This is a genomic window from Erysipelatoclostridium sp. An173 (genome assembly GCF_002160495.1).
In the GTDB taxonomy this organism is placed as follows: domain Bacteria; phylum Bacillota_I; class Bacilli_A; order Erysipelotrichales; family Coprobacillaceae; genus Thomasclavelia; species Thomasclavelia merdavium.
In genome coordinates, this window is record NZ_NFKR01000043.1 from 1 (window position 1) to 19,532 (window position 19,532).

Sequence of the window (19,532 nt, forward strand, 5' to 3'; positions counted from 1 at the left end):
TTTTAGTTTATCAATACTGATGTGCTGTACCATATCTTTGCAAATCTGGGATTTCTAACGTATCAAGGCTCATTCAATGGTAGTAAAATCGTAGTAATTTGAAGTATTTCAACCCTTGAAAATGCTGATAGATACAGTGTTTTAGCGGACAATCAGATTTTTAGTTGGTTTTTATACCAAAAAGAAACCAATGACAAATAGACAAGAAACCGCTTGTGATAAAACAGTTGCAATTGCTGCTCCTTTAACGCCCATATTAAATTGATAAATAAACAGAGGATCTAATATAATATTAAGTCCAGCCCCAAGTAATACCGTTAACATGCTAAAACGAGTATATCCTTGAGCATTTACAAAATAATTCAACCCAACAGTAAGCTGAATAAAGATCGTTCCTAAAGCATAAATAGAAATATAATCTCTTGCATATTGAATAGTTTCGTGATTGGCACCAAATAGATATAAAAGCGGATCTTGAAATAACCAGACAACTGTTGTAATGACAAGAGAAGTAATAACTAAACAAATAAAACTTGTTGTTAAAATATTATTTGCTTCTTTTTTCTTCTTTTCTCCTAGTAAAATTGAACTTAATGGTGCACCACCACGACCAAATAAACCATTAAATGCGGTAATAATAGTTGTAAGTGGCACACATAAACCAATAGCTGCCATTGCCAAAGCTCCATCTGGTAATCTTCCTATATACATACGATCAACCATGTTATAAATTTATGTAACAATCTGTCCACATATCGATGGAATTGCTAGTGTAAATAATAATTTTGGTATTTTTTGATGTTGTAATCTTTCTTCCATAAACCTTCCTCCTTTGCAAGTTCATTATTTCATAGAAAAAAGATTAAAAAAATAAATGTAAATGACATTGAAATATCATTTACATTTTTTTATTTATTCATTATTTAATTTGAAAATACTATTTACATTCTAAAATATCAAAAAGATGAGCTTTATATAACTCATCTTCTAAATTTTTATATGTAGTAAATATTATACTGGTTTTAAGAATCATCTGAAATATCAATAGTAAATTTGCCTTCATTATAATCACAGGTAATATAAACACGCTGATCTTGATTTTCAATCTCAAAATATTCTTCTTGTAAATAATTAGAAGTCAACATATATTCACCTACTGGTACTGTAACTGTTTTTTCTCTCGATCAGTTGCCGCAATAGCCATTATTGTTGGATCACCATCGTCATCAAATTTAGTTAAAGTCAAAACATCGCGATCTTCTAAATTTTCAGCACCTATATATTTATAAGATACTAAAACACTTGCTTCATTGCTATAATCTTCACCTAATTCTTCTTCATATAACTCTTCTTCAGTTTCAGTTAGTTTATCACTATCTGTTTCGTTATTATTAAAATTGTTAACTAATAAATATATCCCGATTAAAACTACGGCTAAGACACCTATAATCACTACTCTTTTCTTTATTATTTTACTTTACTCTTTTAACTCTATAAAATAATTCTACATCAATAAAACTGCTTGTCAATAAATCCTCTTTATATGATAATAATTCATCAAAAATATTATAACTATAAACAAACTTTAAAAATTGTTGAATATAAAAAATAAATTCTTACATTTTTAACCCAAATAGTAACTATTTATTAATTATCTGAAAATAGAATCCTATTGTTGTGTAAATATTTCAATTAACTTTTCTCCTAATATTCTTTTTGATACATAATCAGGATAGTAACCACGATTATCATCTTAAGCAAATAATATTTAGAAAATTGCAGATTTTCGTAATACCAAAATTAAGTTCTTTTATATTTTGTATTTCTACATTCTAATATAAAAACCTCCCTTGACAATGTTTCCATGTGCCATCTAATGGAAGGTTATCATTTATTAACTTTTTTAATATTCACTAAAATAAAAGATATACTTTCTATTCTAATAATCATTATTTTAGATACTTTTTTAAAATAAAACTTTCAAATATTGCCATTACCACTACTATACCTGGCATGACTGTCAAAACTACAAGAAAAAAACACATTAACCTATTAGTAATAACTAATCCTTCAAAAATAAAAATTGCTCCATAAACCAGCATCAGCCGTGCAGTTGCATGATTATATGATCTGACATTAGTAATCTGATCTACTCCTGGTGGATTTGAATTATTATATATAGTTACTGGTTTCTTAGAAAAATAATAATAGATCGACACACAAATCATTGCAAAGCCAATTATAATTGCTGCACCTCTTTCTAATGGCATAAATATCCCTCCTATTAAGTAACCCTCATCCTTTAAGAATATTATGACACCTTAAATCAATATTAGCAATCATATAAAAAAGAGAAAACAATATTTAGCTTTTCAAAGCAGAAATCTTATTTTTTCATAAAAAATAAACCAAAATCAAACAAAATTTTAATTAAAATCAAGAATCTTCTTTATTTCTGTCCAAACCATATCAGCAATTGCAATATTTACCAAAAATCTATATAAAAAGAGCATTAAATCTCTAGGTTCTTACTCAATAATGGGTAAATAAAAATTAAGAAGGAATAAAATTTGTTGAATCAATCAACTTATTTTATCCTTCTATTTTCTTATGTTATCATCAAATAAAAAAAGAACCTATCTCTATAATATATAATATTCTTAATTAAAATAAATCTACTCTGTTTAACAGAAAATCAATCAAGCTACAATGAAAAATACCATCGTTATCATAATAATTATGATAGATATCATTTCTAATAATTATTTTTTTAAAAAAATCATTTGTTAACATCAACGAATGAATTTCAGAATTTATTTTACTGTCTTCTTCCATTCTTAATGCAGACTGTATATATATTCTTCTATCCCCATCGTTAACTACAAAGTCTACCTCTTTAACAGCTGTTGTTTTATTATGTCGATCATATACCACACCAATATCTACTGAGTAGCCTCTTCTCTTCAACTCAACATAAATTATATTTTCCATTAAATGTCCCGGATCAAACTGTCTAAAATTCAAACGTGCATTTCTTAAGCCAACATCTGTAAAATAATACTTATTTGGATATTTGAAATATGATTTTCCTTTGATATCATATCTTTTAGCGATTAAAATCAAAAAAGCATTGACCGAATGATTTATATAATGACTGACAAGATTATTGTCAATTTTTTCTTTTTTCTCACTAGATATCACATTTGCAACTTTTGTAGGATTTGTTAACGAAGAAATTTGTGATGATAAATAATCAAGTATCTCTTCTAATATATCTTCTCTTTCTATTCCATTTCTTTCTTTAATATCTTTGATATAAACTTCTTCATACAGCGAGATTAGATATCTTTTTTTAGCATTATCATCATTTAATTCCGTTAATCTAGGCATGCCCCCATAAAGCATATATTCATTTAAACATCTCGCTTCATCTCCACCTTTAAAAGAATAATATTCTTCAAATGATAAAGGATAAACATGAATCTGAGTAGAGCGTCCTCTAAATTCAGTCAAAATATCACTAGCCAGCATTTTTGAATTAGAGCCAGTAACATAGACATCTAAATTCTTATATGATTTTAATTCATTGAGCATATCGTATATAGTGACCTCAATATTACCATTTTCTTTATCAATAGTTTTTATACTCATTTGAATTTCATCAATAAAAACATAATATTGATCTTTACTATTGTTTATAATAGATTCAACATAATCACATAATAAGATAGGATTTCGATATTTGTAATACTTTCTCTGATCTAATGAAATTATTATAATGTTTTCTTCTAATACTCCTATAGACAATAAATAATTCTTAAACAATTCAAATAAAAGTACCGATTTTCCAACCCTTCTCAAGCCAGTAATTACTTTTATTTGTCCATCCCACATACTTGATTTCAATTCTTCTAAATAAAAATCACGTTTTATCATATTACACCTCCATCTTTAATCATTTACGTTTGTACTTATAGATATAATATCATTTAACAAACTAAAAAATCAATATATATCTATAAGTATAAACGCAAATGTTTGTACTTATAGATATATATTGTTATATTTTATGATTTATTATTTAGTATAACCATTTTACTTCTTTTTAAAGCCAATCAATTGGCTATTTGTTAACATTTCATATATTCAATTGGGAATAAATTCAATTGCCCCAAGAATTTTTAAAACTTATAAAAAATTATTTCTTAATTTCATTTTAAATTATAATAATATATCCATCATATCACTACTAATTCTATGTAACAATTTTAAACTTAATTAATCAAAAAGTTGCTTAACTTATTGATTTCGATTTAAACAAACTTAAATAATATTTTTAAACAAAAAAGCGTTGATAAAAATCAACACTTTTTGTACCTTTGTATTATTCACCGATAATATTCATCATATCTTTTTGGAATACTTCTGTTTTGTCACTAGCGTCTTTAGCATCAGTTCCCTTAATTGAGAAATAGAATTTACATTTTGGTTCAGTTCCACTAGGACGAGCAGCAATCCAAGAACCATCTTCTAAATAATATTTTAATACGTTAGATTTTGGTAAATCGATTGTTGTAGTAGTACCATTTTCAACTCTTTCGCTACTTTGGTAATCTTCAACTGCAACTACAGCATAATCACCAATTTTAGCTGGAGCATCTTTTCTTAAATTATCCATGATTTCTTTAATTCTTCTAGCTCCATCAGCACCAGCTTTGCTTAATGCAATTTGAGTTTCTTTGAATGTTCCATGTTTAGCATATAGTTCATTTAATACATCGATTAAATCTTTACCTTGTTTTTTATAGAAGTTACCAGCTTCTGCTGCCATAACTACTGCTTGAACAGCATCTTTATCACGAACGAAGTCTTTTACTACGCAACCATATGATTCTTCATATCCAAAAACAAATTCTTTTTCTTTAGTTTTTTCATATTTACGAATCTTATCTCCGATAAATTTAAATCCTGTTAAAGTTTTTTCAACTTCAACACCATATGATTTAGCGACTAATTCACCTAAATCACTAGTAACAATTGTATTATACATTACTGCATTGTCTGGTAATTTACCTTGTTTTTTAAGTTCACTTAAAATATATTCCAAGTAAACTGCAGCACTTTGGTTACCTGACATTAATACATATTCACCTTCGTGTTTAGCAACAACACCTAAACGGTCACCATCAGGATCACAAATTACTACTACATCTGCATCAACTTCTTTAGCTTTTTTGATTGCAAGATCATAAGAACAAGCAATTTCAGGATTTGGTGATTCAGTATTTGTGAAATCTGGATCTGGTGCACATTGAGCCAATACTGGAACAACATCATATCCTAAACGTGTTAAACATGTTCTTACTGGTAAGTTAGAAGTACCATGTTGTGGTGAGAAGACAATTTTGAAATCATTTTTATCCATACCAGGATTAATTTCAATTGCCATAACTTCTTTATAGTAAGCTTCATCAACTTCTTCACCAATCCAATTAATATATGGATAAGCTTCATCATCACTTACTACTTCTACTGCTAATTCATCTTTAACTTCATTTACATAGCCAACAACCTGGTCAGCCCATTCTGGAATTAATTGACATCCAGTATCATCATAAATTTTATAACCATTATATTCTTTTGGATTATGACTTGCAGTAATCATAATACCTCCAGCACATTTTAAGTAACGAACTGCAAATGATAATTCTGGAGTTGGTCTTAAACTTTCAAAAACATAAGATTTAATTCCATAAGTTGCTAAAACTTTAGCACTTTCAATTGCAAATTTATATGACATATGGCGATTGTCATAACCAATAGCTACCCCTCTTTCTTTCCCCTCTGGTAGCCCAGCAACATATTTAGCAAAACCAACATTTGCCTTTCTAATCGTATAAATATTCATTCGATTAGTTCCTGCTCCAAGAATCCCTCTCATTCCGGCAGTACCGAACTCTAAATTCATATAAAAGGCATCTTCTTTTTCCTTTTCATTCATACTTGCTAATTCTGCTTTTAATGATGGATCTAGACTTTCACAATTTAACCATCTTTGATATTCTTCATTATAACTCATTGTTTTCACCTCTTGTTTTAATTATAGCAAATTCAATTTAATTTTACTACTTGTTTTAGTATCGAAATTGTTACAATTTTATCAAAAAGTTAGCGTTTACATCTTAGCTATATTCCCAAAAAATACTTTTATCCCTATTTGTAGTAACACTATATTGTAAGCGTTTGCTATATCCGGTAAATTTTTAACGAAAATAAGATAAAAGTGTTTAATATTCGATCCCATGTCGAGCTTTAATTCCTAAATCAAAAGGATGTTTATGTTTTTTGATTTCACTCGAATAATCAAGAATTGGCTTGATTTTATGACTTGGCATTCGTCCTGTTAATATAATTTCATGACTATCTTTCATTTTCACTAACAAATCATAAACCTTACCTTCATTAATTAAACTTAATGTAATTACATCTAAAATTTCATCTAATACAATAGCATCATAACTTTCATCTATCATATCAAATAATTCATTTTCCATATTACTAACTTGTTTAATCATCTTAGGATCTTGCATATCAACAAACATCTGTGGCATTTCTTTAAATAATACTTTTATCCCACAACGTTCTAACATTTTAATTTCACTACTATTACCATCTTTTAAAAATTGAATAAACAACACTCTTTTATTAGCACCAGCTAATCGAATCGCTTGTCCAATAGCTGCTGTTGTCTTCCCTTTACCAGTACCATAATAACATTGAATCATCTTCTATCTCCTAATCACATCACCAACTTGGGCATCTAAATAATTTAATAGTTCTTTAGCATTTACAATCATTTGATAACCACGTTTACCGGCACTTAAAGCTACATTTTGACATTGATTAATTGATAAATCGAAAAAAGTGGGAAACTTTTTCTTCATTCCTACTGGTGAACAACCACCCCTAATATAACCAGTTACCCCAAGTAAATCTTTCATATGAATCATTTCTACACTTTTATTATTTGAAAGCTTTGCAAGTTTCTTTAAATCAATTTGTTCTAAAACCGGGATACAACAAACTAAATAACCATTATTACCTTTTAAAACCAATGTTTTGAAAATATCTTTAGCCTCCATATCAACCTGATCAATAATATGTTCCCCACTTAAATGATCTTCATCATATTGATATTCTTTAATTTCATAGTTAATTTTTGCTCGATCTAACATTCTTAACGCATTAGTTTTTACTTTTTTTGCCATCGCTAATCCTCCATAAAAAAACTATATTTATTATACTAGCCTAAAAATAATTATTGCAACTAAAAAACGAAAAGAGATCCGAAGATCTCTTTTGTATCAATTATTTTATTCTGCTACTTTTTGTTCTTTGATAACTTTAGCAATAGAAGCAATTACATCTTTTTCGTCTTCACCTTCAGCAACAATTTCAACTGTAGCTTTAGTTGGAACACCTAAAGACATAACTCCCATGATTGATTTTAAGTTAACTTCTTTTCCATTGTATACTAACTTAATATCACTTGTAAATTTACTAGCTTGGTTAACTAAGATAGTAGCTGGTCTAGCGTGTAATCCAACAGGATCAGATACAACGAAAGATAATTTTTCTGCCATTTTATGACTCCTCCTTAAAAATTTCTATATGACAATTATACCACCTAATATTCCTATTTTAAAGAACTTTTTAAATAAAATTTAGCGCTTACAAATTAGTTGAATATAACAACAAAAATCCCGTTTTTATCTCTTCATCTTTTATTAAAATCAATAAAACACAAACATTTTTCCCGCTATTTAAATAATTATCCATGTCAAAAAGTACTTTATTTATTGAAATGATCAATTAATATTAAGCTACTCTTTTACAGCTAAATATCTTCTTTTCAAATCATAAACGCTAGCTACTTCAAACAGAAACAATTAAAATGTATTTGTGATTGATAATAATTTACACGATTGCTATTAATAAATCAAAAGCAATTAAATTAGCTATAACAATCATTATTTTATAAAAACTAGAAAAATAATTATCGATTTTACTATAATATAGTCAAAATTAAACTATTACTAGCAATTTTTATATCCTACTACTTGTTATTTAACACTGCTTAAGTAATAAAAATATATATTTGCAACTAAAAAGCTATCTATCAATCATCATTTAATTTATCAAATAATTAGTTAAAAAAAGACAATAATCAATTTTATATAACCGAATTATTGTCCTTTATTAATATTAATCTTTTTTTAATACCACTAAAACTGCTCCACTAATAATTAAAGTTAGCATTGACACAAGACTTTGGTCATCGCCAGTTTTAACCGAATTAACTACTTGATCTGGTGTAGATGATGTATCTGTATCTGTTGTTTGAGCTGGTGGAGTTGGAGTTGGGTTATTATCAGTTGGTTGTTCACTATTTTCTAAAGCAAATAAAGCTCCAGAATCATTAGTAAAATAAAGTTTATTACCATCACTAATAGCACTACCCATATTATAGTTTTTATAAGCATCTTCTGGTTCGTATAAAGTGTCTGTTGTAAACTCTGTTCCAGTATCTTTAAATACATATAAACCACCAGGTTCACTATTTATTGTATAATAACCATAAACAGCATCATCATATCCAGTTGTAACTAAAATTGATGATTGAACATTACCAACAACTTCAATTGATTGTAATTGTAATGTATTTACATCCATCTTAGCAATAAAACCAGGTGCGTTAAACGCACTACCATTTTTACCACCAAAATATAATGTTCCATCTACATAAATAGGAGTACCAGTAATTTGACCATTTCCATTTAATATCATAGCTGTTTCTACTTGACCAAAAGTTCCATCGTTATTGAAGGCCACTTTATATAATTTGCCATTTTGACTACCAATATAAAGATAACCATCACCATAACAAACACCACTACGGATACTAATGTTACTATCTAAAGTAATCGTATTTAAATTATCACTAGTAATATCTTTAGCTACCAAAGTACCGGCAGTACTTACAAATACTAAATATTGATTATTTATAATTGTAGCATCAGACCAATAATATCCACCTGCTTGTTCTTGATAACTCCAGCTATTATATTTTGTTTCTAAATTAGAATTAGGATCATCATCACTAACTGATAAAGCAAAATATTGACCACCTACTATATTATAACTATCATCATATTCAGTTGTTCCTGTATATAAATAACCATTATAATATGTTAATGGACTAGTAAAATTCCCTTCTACTTGTGATAACCATAATGATGTTAATGATTGACCATCAAAAGCCTGAATCATTCCATTACCTAAAGCAACAAAAACCATTCCATTACCATAAGCAAGATAAGCATTAAAAGCTATTGTATTATTTAAAGTAGCTTTTTGTAGAACATTACCATCTTTATCTAATTTATATAATTCACTATCAACAGCAATATAAATACATTCATCACCAATAATTGGATTACTATAAGTTACATAAAATTTACCATCTAAAAAACTATGTACCCAATCAAGTTTTGTAGAATCTTCTGTAGTTGGTAGCTTAGCATCAATTACATTATCATTGGTTCTAAATTCATACCAATCATTTGTTTTAGCACTTACACCTGTTGTCATAGTAACAGCCATAAATAACGCTAAAAATAAACTTACAATCCTTTTTTGCATCTAATTTCCCTCCGTAATTCCGTATTTGACCTTTACTCTTTGCAGTATCTTAAACATTGCATCTTTAAATACAAAAATAAATATAATATTTGAAACAATATATGTTATCGTCACTGGTAAAGCTGCGATAACAGTAAACAGATATCGCGAAAGATTAAAACTATTATCAATCGCTAAAACTGACCATAAATCCATAATCATAGAAAAAATTATCCCTGACATTGCTCCATAGCCATATAATAGCCATTTATTTTGATATAACTGGCGACAAAACAGTCCCGCTAGATAGCCAATCAAACCCCAGGCTAACATTTGAAACGGGGTCCAGGGACCTATTCCAAAAATAAAATCTGATATTAAAGCACTTAATGAACCACATAAAAAACCATCTTGTTTACCAAATACAACTGCCATGATAATCATTAAAGCACTTACTGGTTTAAAACTAGGAAATAAAATAAATAATGTTCTAGCTAACGTTGTTAAAGCAATCATTATTGCTAGTATCACCACTTCTCTAGTTTTAGGATGTGACAATTCATATTTAAAATAAAATGGGATCCAGCTAATAACTACCAGTATCATTATTATCAAATTATATTGCTGGTCATGCCATAATAACACCCCAATAACAGCCGCTAAAACAGCCATAATTAAAGATATTAAAGCTATTTTATTACGCTTGCTCATTTTAAATCCTCATAAATGACAACATCTTTATTAATGTTTCGCATAATTTTGTTGATAGTAGTTGTATAAAAAAGATTGTTACTAAAGAAATTTCGCATCGTATCAACCGATTCCATTTGACCATTGAAAATCATTGCTACTCGATCACTAATTTTAGCAGCAAATTCTAAATCATGGCTAACACAAACTATGGTCATATGTTTACTTAAACCGACAATCAAAGCTGCTAATTTTTCTTTTGCGCTAGCATCAATACCTTTAGTTGGTTCATCAAGTAATAAAAGCTCGGGTTTAGTTAATAAAATCTTAGCTAAAGCTACTAATTGTTTTTCACCACCACTTAAATCATATGGATGACAATCTTTTAAATGAACAATTTGCATATTTTGCATCATTGTAACCACATTTACAACATTATCCTCAACAGCTAATAAATCCTTTTCAACAGTATCACCAATAAATAATGTCGTTGGATCTTGAGGCAAATAAGCAATTCTTGGTAAATGAGTTTGATATTCAATCTTTCCTTGATAATCAATCAACCCCGCCAAACATTTAATAAATGTTGTCTTACCACTACCATTAGCACCAACGATTGTTAAAATTTCATTTTGATAAATATTAAGATCAAGCTGTTTTAAAACTAATTGCTGATAACCACAAGTTAACCCAGTAATTTTTAATAGTGGCACAAATTCAATATCTTCATACTCTTTTATATTAATATTGTGATAATCTTGCATAGCTTTTCTAGCTTCTTTAATACTAAAGCAGCTTTGATCAATTAGATTAGAAACCTTGATATAATCTGGCAGGGATTCTAAAAAAAGATTTTCTTTATTCATTTTTTCAATGGCTTTTTTAGTTTCATCTAAAATTACAACTTTACCATCTTCCATTATTAATAAACGATCTGCCAGTTCAACCAGTCCATCTAATTGATGTTCCACAAAAACAATTGTAATCCCAAAATCATCATTGATCTGTTTTACCATTTTAATAAATTCTTGACGATTAATTGGATCTAACTGTGCTGAAGCTTCATCTAATAAAATAACTTCAGGATTTAATACTAAAACGCTGGCTAAATTCACTAACTGCTTTTGACCACCAGATAAATCCTGACAATTGGCATTAATAATATCTTGTAAATTGAAATAATTTACAATTTCACCAACTCGCTGTTTCATTTGTTTTAATGGCGTATTCTGGTTTTCTAGACCAAAAGCAATTTCATGCCACACTTTATTCATTACGATTTGATTTTCAGGATTTTGAGCTACATAACCAATTTTAATATCTTCTTTAATCAAATCATCAAAAATAATATTCCCTGATTTTTGACCAGCAGGAGTCAAGCTTGGTTTTAGATGTTTTAAAAGAGTTGTTTTTCCACAGCCACTAACCCCGCAAATAACCAAAAATTCGCCATTTTTTATTTCCAGGGAAATATTTTTTAAAACTTCTTTTTGATTTGGAAAACTAAAAGACAGATTTCCAATCTGATACATAACTCTTCCCTCCTTTAAAGAAAACTGGTAATAAAATCAAAGTTGCAAAACAAATCATAAAAAACAAATCCAACCACTGATAATGATAAACCTGGACTAATGGATAATAATAAAAATCCTGATAGTAATCAAAATATCCAAGTATCACCATTAAATCTAAGCTTAAAATAATTAATATTTTAAGCAAATCATCTTTTTTAAACTGATAAAGATGAAAACTGCTTCGCTTATGGCTTCCATAACCACGTCCATTCATTGAATTAATCATTTCTAATGACGATTCAAAAGCATAAGTAATTAAAATAATTATCATATCACGCTGTTTAGCCAATTTGTTTTTATATGGCATTAAGCGATTAGCCTCTTTGATCTTTTGATACTGTAATTTTAACCGACTAATTAAATTTAAACTCATCGAAACAACTAATCCTAAAGTTGGCATAATAGCACCAAACAAATAAATAATATGACTATCAGTAAGATATTTTCTAGCGACATTAAATAATAATAACATCGAACTAATCATCAAACTAAAGACAAAGCCATATATCAAAGCCTGTTTAGTAATTGTAAAAAAGTTATTTTGATATAAAATGTCAAAGCCTTCACTTACAAATAATGGATTAGTAATCGTAATCAACAAAATCAAAAGCATCAGATATTTTAATATTTTTTTAAACCCGCTATGATCAGTTAAATAAAATAATAACGCACAAGCAATAAATCCAATTATAATAACTAGATAATGCGATTGGATAATTGTCAAAATAATAATCGATAAAAAATATAAAAGTAATACTAAGGGATGGCTCTCTTTAAAAGATTTTATGACCATGTTAAATCATTACCTCCTGTCAATGTATACATCCACTTAATTCGATCCCCCTCATGCAATTTAACCTTTTCATCACCAGCACCTCTATTTACATATTTACCATTGATGCTATACATCCAGCCTGATGAATTATCAAAACTGCTATCTAATATTTTATGGGGCAAATAGGCAATTTCTTGAACATAACCATTATTCACTTTATATGATATTCCCTTTGCATCACATGCTTTTTTAAGTACATCTAAAACAGTGGTAGAAGGATCTACTTCATAACTGATATTAGCTAGTACAATACCATCTTTAGGAACAAAATCAACATAACCCGGTTTAATTTCATCTAGTCTATTAAGCAAGGTCTTACACTCAATAGAAATTGAGACTGATATCGTTTGCTTATCATCTTTTACTATTTGATTTTTAGAATTTTGATTCGACTTAGTAGCACTACTTTTTACCTGGTCATTAGACGACTGATCGTTAGATGGCTGGTCATTAGATGGCTGTTCAGTTACTACAACAGTACCCTGATTAACCGTTAAACCACTAACTTCAACTGCATTAGCTTTTTTAGCAGCGATCTTTTTAGTGGTAGCACCAGCACTACTATCTTTACAACCTGTAAATAAAAGTAAAACAACAATTGCAATCTTAAAAAATTTTGACATAATAAAAAACCCTTTCTAAAAAAGTGCGCATGAAAGGATTAAAACTAACATTAAATAGAACTACTCTATCATCCGTAAAGTGTATCCTAAGATAATGGCAAGTATTCCGGCTCAGATTCAACGTTTTGACGCCTTCCCAGTTTCCCAGTGGCATTTTGTCATAACTCATCATTACGGCGGCGGGACCGCTCTTGATTTTCACAAGATTCCTTATTAATGTTAAACAACCATTAAATATGCGTGATTAAATTATTCGATATAATTATACAACAATGGATTTAAAATGGAAGATTATCTCGTATTTTTAGTTAATTATTGACATTTTTATAAAAAAAAGAAGAAACATTTAGTTTCTTCTAAAGTTCTTTTTTACGAGCAACTACTAAAAACCGATGTGTTGTTAACTCAAAATAACTCTTTTCCTTAATCTGTTGTAAAACTTGACTATAAAAATTCACAAATCTTTCTTGAGTAACATCGACCCGAGTAATTCCTTTTAAAAACTGAATAAATGATGCTAGAGTATCAAAACGGATGAAACCATGTTCTTCAAAACCATCAATAATTTCCAAACCAATTTCACTTAATGTTTGTTTACCAGCTTCTAAATCCCAGCGTCCTCGTAATTTAAAAGGAAGAAAAATACTAGTAAGTTCTTTATAATTATCACTACCTAATTGATTTACAATAATGTAACCCCCAGGTTTAACTACTCGATACAAATCATATTTATCATAATTAGCTAATTCATCAGCTAAAACATCGATTCGTTCATCTTTAAAAGGTAATTTGCCTTCTTTAGTAAGTTTAGTAACTTTGATATTACGCTCTTCTAATAACTTTTCAGCTTTTTCATTTTGAACTTCAACTGCATAAGTGATTGGTGGTAAATTTTCAAAAGAATTAACATATTCACCACCATCAAAAGAAACAAAAGCTAAATGGCTGTCATCATTTAAATACTTAGTAACAACCTCTTTACTTGAATAAGTTGGTATACTTTGTTGTACCAAAGCACTGCCTTCTTCATTGATTGCTTTAGCAATTTCACTTTTCATTTCCATTGCCGCTTTAATTCTTTTACGAAAACGCAACTTACTATAATAATATCCCACTACTTGACTTAAAGCATCACAGATTACACCAACTGCAATAAAACCAATCATTTCAACAAACCACTCAACTGAAAAGAACGGTTGAATTGAGGCAATCATATAACAAACCACACACATTAAAATAATACTACGTGTTCTAGCATATTTAAATGGTTCGTTATATTTAATATACCAGCTTAAAAAACCTTTCTTTTGAGCAGTTCTTCCTTCTAATTCACAAAAAACTAATTTAATACCCATTAGCATAACTGCCAATGAAACAAGCATATAAATATAATATTCCATTCCATTACCTCTTATAAATTTCTTCGCCATCTAAAGTATAATAGCCATCATTTTCAACTGTTACAAAGTAACCGGCATCATTAAATTCCAAATCACCTTCAACATGGAAAAGAACTTCATAATCTTCCATATCATAAACATAACTAGTACCACTGTTATTAAAGATACCATAGACAATATCATTATATTTAAATACAGTTCCTTCACCCATGAAACTATCTTCAATAACTACATCGCCATCGCTATTAAATACTTCATAACGACTACCACTAGTATATCCAGCATAGTAATTACGACCAAGATATTCAATTCGCTCATATTCATCAGAAATCTTTTTATTATCAGTATTAATCAAATAATATTTATCTTCTTCTTTAGATACAACAGCTAAACCATTACTATCAAAGACTTCAGCACTTTCATATACAGTTTTAAATGCGGCTTTACCATCGAAACCATAATACTGATAGCCCTCATCTCTTACATAAACCGGGAAGATTTCTTCTCTAATTTGTGAAGCTAGTGGGTCTAATTGAATACCATCAACTTCAATTTCCTTACCATCATTTACAAAAGTATGAGGTCCATAAATAGTATCAGCATTTTTTACTACATAGTTTCGATAATTATAATAATAGCTGTTTGTTTCCTTAATATTACCTTTGTTGTTAAAAATGTAAGTTGTTTGATTTAAAACACCGATAATATTATTTTCACTATCATAGTATAGATCATCTAATTCTTGTTCTGTTGTAAACAATACTTTACCTTCAGTGTCTAGTGCTCTAACTTCATGATCATCACGGTTATATAATAAATAACCTTTTTTATCATCATGATCCATTAACTGATTATCACCACCAGCTTTAATTGATAGTGGTTCTTCTTCTGTTAAGTGATAATATAAACTAGCCTCTTTTTCATAATTAACAAGCGTATAATTATCATCAATTGTATAAGCACTAATAATCTTATCATTAGTATTAACTAACTGCTCACCAGTATCATATAAAACAATATAATCTTTACCATCTTTGATTACTGGCAATCCAGTTAATTCAATCTTAACATCATCACTTTGTTGATATAATTTTTTTCCTTCACTATTTAAAATAGTAATATTTTCATCTTTATCATAACCAACTAACATATTGGCAATTGACTCTAATTTTTTATATTTACCTAATTTTATTGCTTCACTGCCATCATTTAAAATATAGCCATATTTATCATCTTGAACAACAATAAAACCACTATTACCAACAGTTTCGTATTTATCGTAAATAAATTTAGTTTTTGATTCGCCTTCTAAATCTACTAATGCATATTTTTCTTTACTATTTTCAACAAACAAAGTTTGTTCATTATTATTATTTGAACATCCAGTTAATAACATAATCGCTAATAAACCTGCTGCAATTTTTTTCATTTCTTTTCACTCCTTAAAAACAAAATAATTATAGCATGTTTTTTGTCGATTAACCATATAAAGGGAACAACAAAAAAACGATAATACCAAAATATTATCGCTTTTCATTATCAATTAATTTACAACCAACTATTCTACTACTAATGGTTCTTCGTTATTATAAGTTTTACCATCTTTAGTAGTTACAACATAATATACTGAAGCTGTATCTGGTGTGTAATAAATTTGTAATGTATCAATAGTAGAGATTTTGACACCTTGTCCTTTAACCTCTTCTTTTACCATTTTTTCAATTTCAACTGCAGTAACATTTTTACCATTATGTTGAATTTCAACTGTTGCTTTCATCTAAACATCCCCCGTTTCTTTGTGTTTGCTAACAAAAACATAATAGCATATCTGAATAAAATATGCAAATTTTTATGAATGTAGCAATGTTTTTTAGATTTACATCTTAAAAATAATATCAAATAATTGTTTTTTAAAAACTAATTTGACTTTTAAAGGGGACTATTGTCAAAAAAACATTTTTACTTATTTGCTTTTAAACGATGTTGTTGACGACGTTCTTGTTCAGTTAAATAACGTTTTCTTAAACGAATATGTTCAGGTGTTACTTCAACTAATTCATCATCATTAATATAATCTAGACATCCTTCTAAGTTAAATGTTCTTGGACGTTTTAAAACTACTGTTGAATCTTTTGAAGATGAACGAGTATTTGTTAATTGTTTACCTTTAGTAACATTTACTACTAAATCATTATCACGGCTATGTTCACCGACGATCATTCCTTCATAAACTTCAACACCAGGTTCAACGAACATAACTCCACGATCTTCAACACTGCCTAAAGCATATGCCGTAGTTTGACCACTATCAATTGAAACTAGTACTCCTAATGCTCTTTCTCCAACTGTTTCTCCTTCCATTGGTCGATATTCTAAAAATGAATGTGAAATAATTCCATAACCTTTTGTCATTGTTAAAAAGTTAGTCATAAAACCAATCAAACCTCTTGAAGGAATTGTATAAGTAATACTTGTTTGTCCATCGTTGCTAACCATATTTTCAAGTGTACCACGACGATATCCTAATGATTCAATAACATTACCAATACAATCATCTGGTGCTTCAATATTAACTTCTTCATATGGTTCACATTTAACACCATCAATTTCTTTAATGATTACTTTTGGTTTAGAAACTTGAAGTTCAAATCCTTCACGACGCATATTTTCAATTAAGATTGATAAATGCAATTCACCACGACCAGAAACGATCCATTCTTCACTATTTGGAATTCTTTCAATTTTCAATGAAACGTCACGATTTGTTTCTTTAAATAAACGCTCTTCAATTTGTCTAGCAGTTACAAATTTTCCATCTTTACCTGCAAATGGTGAAGTGTTAGTTCCAAAAACCATTTGGATCGTTGGTTCGTCTACTTTTAATAATGGTAAAGCTTCTTCTTTACCAGTAGTACATACTGTTTCACCAACACCAATATCACTTAATCCAGCAATTGCTACAATATCACCAGCAAATGCTTCTTTTATTTCAATTCGATGTAATCCAAGGAATCCGTATAATTTTTGAATTCTAAATTGACTATGACTACCGTCAGCGCGTACACAAGTAACACTTTCGTTAACTTTAATACGCCCTCTTTGAATTCGTCCAATTCCAATTCTTCCAACATAATCATTATAATCTAATAATGCTGGCTGGAATTGTAACGGCCCTTCTTCATCAACTAATGGTTCTGGAATTTCGTTGATAATCATATCAAATAAACAGTCCATATTTGGTACTTGAGTAGCAATATCAGGATCTAAACTAGAAGTCCCTTGTAAAGCTGAAGTAAAGACAACTGGGAAATCTAATTGCTCATCATCGGCTCCTAATTCCATGAATAACTCTAATACTTCATCCATTACTTCCTGGATTCTAACAACAGGACGGTCAACTTTATTTATAACAACGATTGGTTTTACTTTAGCAGCTAATGCTTTTTTCAATACAAAACGAGTTTGTGGCATCGTTCCTTCATAAGCATCAACAACTAATAAAACACCATCAACCATATTCATGATTCGTTCTACTTCACCACCGAAGTCAGCATGACCTGGTGTATCCATAATATTAATACGATAATCTTTATAATTTATTGCTGTATTTTTTGCAAGAATAGTGATTCCTCTTTCTCGCTCAATTGCATTACTATCCATAGCCCTTTCAGCGATATGTTCATTATCACGTAATGTTCCTGATAACTTTAATAACTGATCGACCAAAGTAGTTTTTCCATGGTCAACGTGGGCAATAATTGCGATATTTCTAATATTCATTTCTTCACAACCTTTCTTACAATTCAAACATTATAACACAGAATTATATTTTGTCATTATTTTTTTTCGATACCAAAAAACAACGATTTTTTAACTAATTTTTACCATAATTTTCTAAAGAAAAAGGACCAAAAATGCCCTTAATCAACAATTATCCCTAACAAACTAGCTAAAGCAACCGCTTGATACATATCAACATGGATACCCACTAGACTTGTTTGATCAATTCGTAAACCTTCTATATTAGTTGTTTTTAAATCCATACCTTTCAATTTTGTTTTAAAAACCTCACCATTAATAAAACTAACCTGATTAAATTCTAAATCTTTGACATCAACTTCCATAATACTTGCTTCATCTAAAACACTATTTTGGAAGGTAACATTACGAATATTACCATAACTAATATTCATATATCGCCCTTGAACATCTAAAAACAATAAATCATGCAACGAACAATCAATAAAACCTATCCCAATCATTTTACAATTAATAAAATGACAACAATGTAAACTAACATGATCAAATTCTAAGTTTGATAAATCACAATTTTTAAATACACAATTAACTAAATGAGTATTATTTAATTCAATTAAATTAAAATCAATTTTTTCAAACTGACATTGTTCAATTGTCGTATTTTTTATCGTAATTGACTGCTTAGGATTCTTTGTAAAAATACCTTGATAATAATTTGAACAATTTTCAAATATTTCAGGATTTAAATTTTGAATAACCGGATCTCTTCTTTTCATTTTGCACCTCTAAAAATATTATAATTATCTATAATAAGATGTAAAGAATGATTACTTTTATTTTATAATTGTAGTATTCTATTATTAAAGACAAACTATTAAATGTCAATAAATAAATTAAATTTTTAAAATTTATTGCTTTAGCAGGCATTTGTCTTGACTAAGAGGTGAATCCTCTATAAAAATCCTCTTTC

19 protein-coding genes and 1 riboswitch are annotated in these 19,532 nt (G+C 28.8%); all 19 genes read right to left on the reverse strand.

The window, feature by feature from the left end; all coding sequences use genetic code 11:
• Positions 1 to 171: 171 nt before the first annotated feature.
• The 19 genes from B5F09_RS12725 to B5F09_RS12810 all read right to left on the reverse strand — a co-directional run bounded on the left by B5F09_RS12725 (position 172) and on the right by B5F09_RS12810 (position 19,338).
• On the reverse strand, positions 172 to 723 hold the full coding sequence (locus B5F09_RS12725) for an MATE family efflux transporter (protein WP_087374618.1): 552 nt from the start codon (positions 721 to 723) through the stop codon (positions 172 to 174).
• Between the two features lie 299 nt (positions 724 to 1,022).
• Positions 1,023 to 1,145: a hypothetical protein gene (locus B5F09_RS15335; protein ID WP_255375941.1), complete on the reverse strand. Its 123-nt coding sequence runs from the start codon at positions 1,143 to 1,145 to the stop codon at positions 1,023 to 1,025.
• An 8-nt stretch (positions 1,146 to 1,153) separates the two neighbouring features.
• A complete protein-coding gene (locus tag B5F09_RS12730; RefSeq protein ID WP_087374619.1) occupies positions 1,154 to 1,453 on the reverse strand; it encodes a hypothetical protein in 300 nt (99 codons plus the stop codon).
• A 496-nt stretch (positions 1,454 to 1,949) separates the two neighbouring features.
• Positions 1,950 to 2,270, reverse strand: coding sequence for a hypothetical protein (locus tag B5F09_RS12735; protein WP_087374621.1), 321 nt, complete (start codon positions 2,268 to 2,270; stop codon positions 1,950 to 1,952).
• 394 nt (positions 2,271 to 2,664) lie between these two features.
• On the reverse strand, positions 2,665 to 3,936 hold the full coding sequence (locus B5F09_RS12740) for an ATP-binding protein (RefSeq protein WP_087374622.1): 1,272 nt from the start codon (positions 3,934 to 3,936) through the stop codon (positions 2,665 to 2,667).
• Positions 3,937 to 4,384: 448 nt separating this feature from the next.
• Positions 4,385 to 6,079, reverse strand: a complete 1,695-nt coding sequence (locus B5F09_RS12745; protein ID WP_087374623.1) for a phospho-sugar mutase — start codon at positions 6,077 to 6,079, stop codon at positions 4,385 to 4,387.
• Positions 6,080 to 6,287: 208 nt separating this feature from the next.
• Entirely contained in the window at positions 6,288 to 6,785 is a 498-nt protein-coding gene (locus B5F09_RS12750; protein WP_087374625.1) for a cob(I)yrinic acid a,c-diamide adenosyltransferase, read from the reverse strand.
• A 3-nt stretch (positions 6,786 to 6,788) separates the two neighbouring features.
• Complete coding sequence (gene ybaK, locus B5F09_RS12755) at positions 6,789 to 7,268, reverse strand: Cys-tRNA(Pro) deacylase (RefSeq protein WP_087374627.1); 480 nt, start codon at positions 7,266 to 7,268, stop codon at positions 6,789 to 6,791.
• A gap of 105 nt (positions 7,269 to 7,373) precedes the next feature.
• Positions 7,374 to 7,643, reverse strand: a complete 270-nt coding sequence (locus B5F09_RS12760; RefSeq protein WP_087302794.1) for a phosphocarrier protein HPr — start codon at positions 7,641 to 7,643, stop codon at positions 7,374 to 7,376.
• A gap of 622 nt (positions 7,644 to 8,265) precedes the next feature.
• Positions 8,266 to 9,702, reverse strand: coding sequence for a PQQ-binding-like beta-propeller repeat protein (locus B5F09_RS12765; protein WP_087374629.1), 1,437 nt, complete (start codon positions 9,700 to 9,702; stop codon positions 8,266 to 8,268).
• Positions 9,703 to 10,392 carry an ECF transporter S component gene (locus B5F09_RS12770; protein ID WP_087374631.1) on the reverse strand — a complete coding sequence of 230 codons (690 nt, stop codon included), beginning with the start codon at positions 10,390 to 10,392 and terminating at the stop codon, positions 9,703 to 9,705. It lies immediately after the preceding gene.
• Positions 10,389 to 11,903 carry an ABC transporter ATP-binding protein gene (locus B5F09_RS12775; protein WP_087374633.1) on the reverse strand — a complete coding sequence of 505 codons (1,515 nt, stop codon included), beginning with the start codon at positions 11,901 to 11,903 and terminating at the stop codon, positions 10,389 to 10,391. Before B5F09_RS12775 ends, B5F09_RS12770 begins: the two co-directional genes overlap by 4 nt.
• Positions 11,875 to 12,738, reverse strand: coding sequence for an energy-coupling factor transporter transmembrane component T (locus tag B5F09_RS12780; protein ID WP_087374635.1), 864 nt, complete (start codon positions 12,736 to 12,738; stop codon positions 11,875 to 11,877). The genes B5F09_RS12775 and B5F09_RS12780 overlap by 29 nt, the downstream gene beginning before the upstream one ends.
• A complete protein-coding gene (locus B5F09_RS12785) occupies positions 12,729 to 13,403 on the reverse strand; it encodes a DUF4430 domain-containing protein (RefSeq protein ID WP_087374637.1) in 675 nt (224 codons plus the stop codon). Before B5F09_RS12785 ends, B5F09_RS12780 begins: the two co-directional genes overlap by 10 nt.
• A 78-nt stretch (positions 13,404 to 13,481) precedes the next feature.
• Positions 13,482 to 13,650: riboswitch (cobalamin riboswitch) on the reverse strand.
• A 109-nt stretch (positions 13,651 to 13,759) separates the two neighbouring features.
• Entirely contained in the window at positions 13,760 to 14,803 is a 1,044-nt protein-coding gene (locus B5F09_RS12790; protein ID WP_087374639.1) for a hypothetical protein, read from the reverse strand.
• A gap of 4 nt (positions 14,804 to 14,807) precedes the next feature.
• Positions 14,808 to 16,232, reverse strand: coding sequence for a hypothetical protein (locus tag B5F09_RS12795; RefSeq protein ID WP_087374641.1), 1,425 nt, complete (start codon positions 16,230 to 16,232; stop codon positions 14,808 to 14,810).
• A 129-nt stretch (positions 16,233 to 16,361) separates the two neighbouring features.
• A complete protein-coding gene (locus tag B5F09_RS12800; RefSeq protein WP_087302810.1) occupies positions 16,362 to 16,580 on the reverse strand; it encodes a DUF6465 family protein in 219 nt (72 codons plus the stop codon).
• 182 nt (positions 16,581 to 16,762) lie between these two features.
• On the reverse strand, positions 16,763 to 18,583 hold the full coding sequence (gene typA / locus B5F09_RS12805) for a translational GTPase TypA (RefSeq protein ID WP_087374643.1): 1,821 nt from the start codon (positions 18,581 to 18,583) through the stop codon (positions 16,763 to 16,765).
• Positions 18,584 to 18,723: 140 nt separating this feature from the next.
• Complete coding sequence (locus B5F09_RS12810; protein ID WP_087374645.1) at positions 18,724 to 19,338, reverse strand: pentapeptide repeat-containing protein; 615 nt, start codon at positions 19,336 to 19,338, stop codon at positions 18,724 to 18,726.
• Between the last annotated feature and the right edge of the window lie 194 nt (positions 19,339 to 19,532).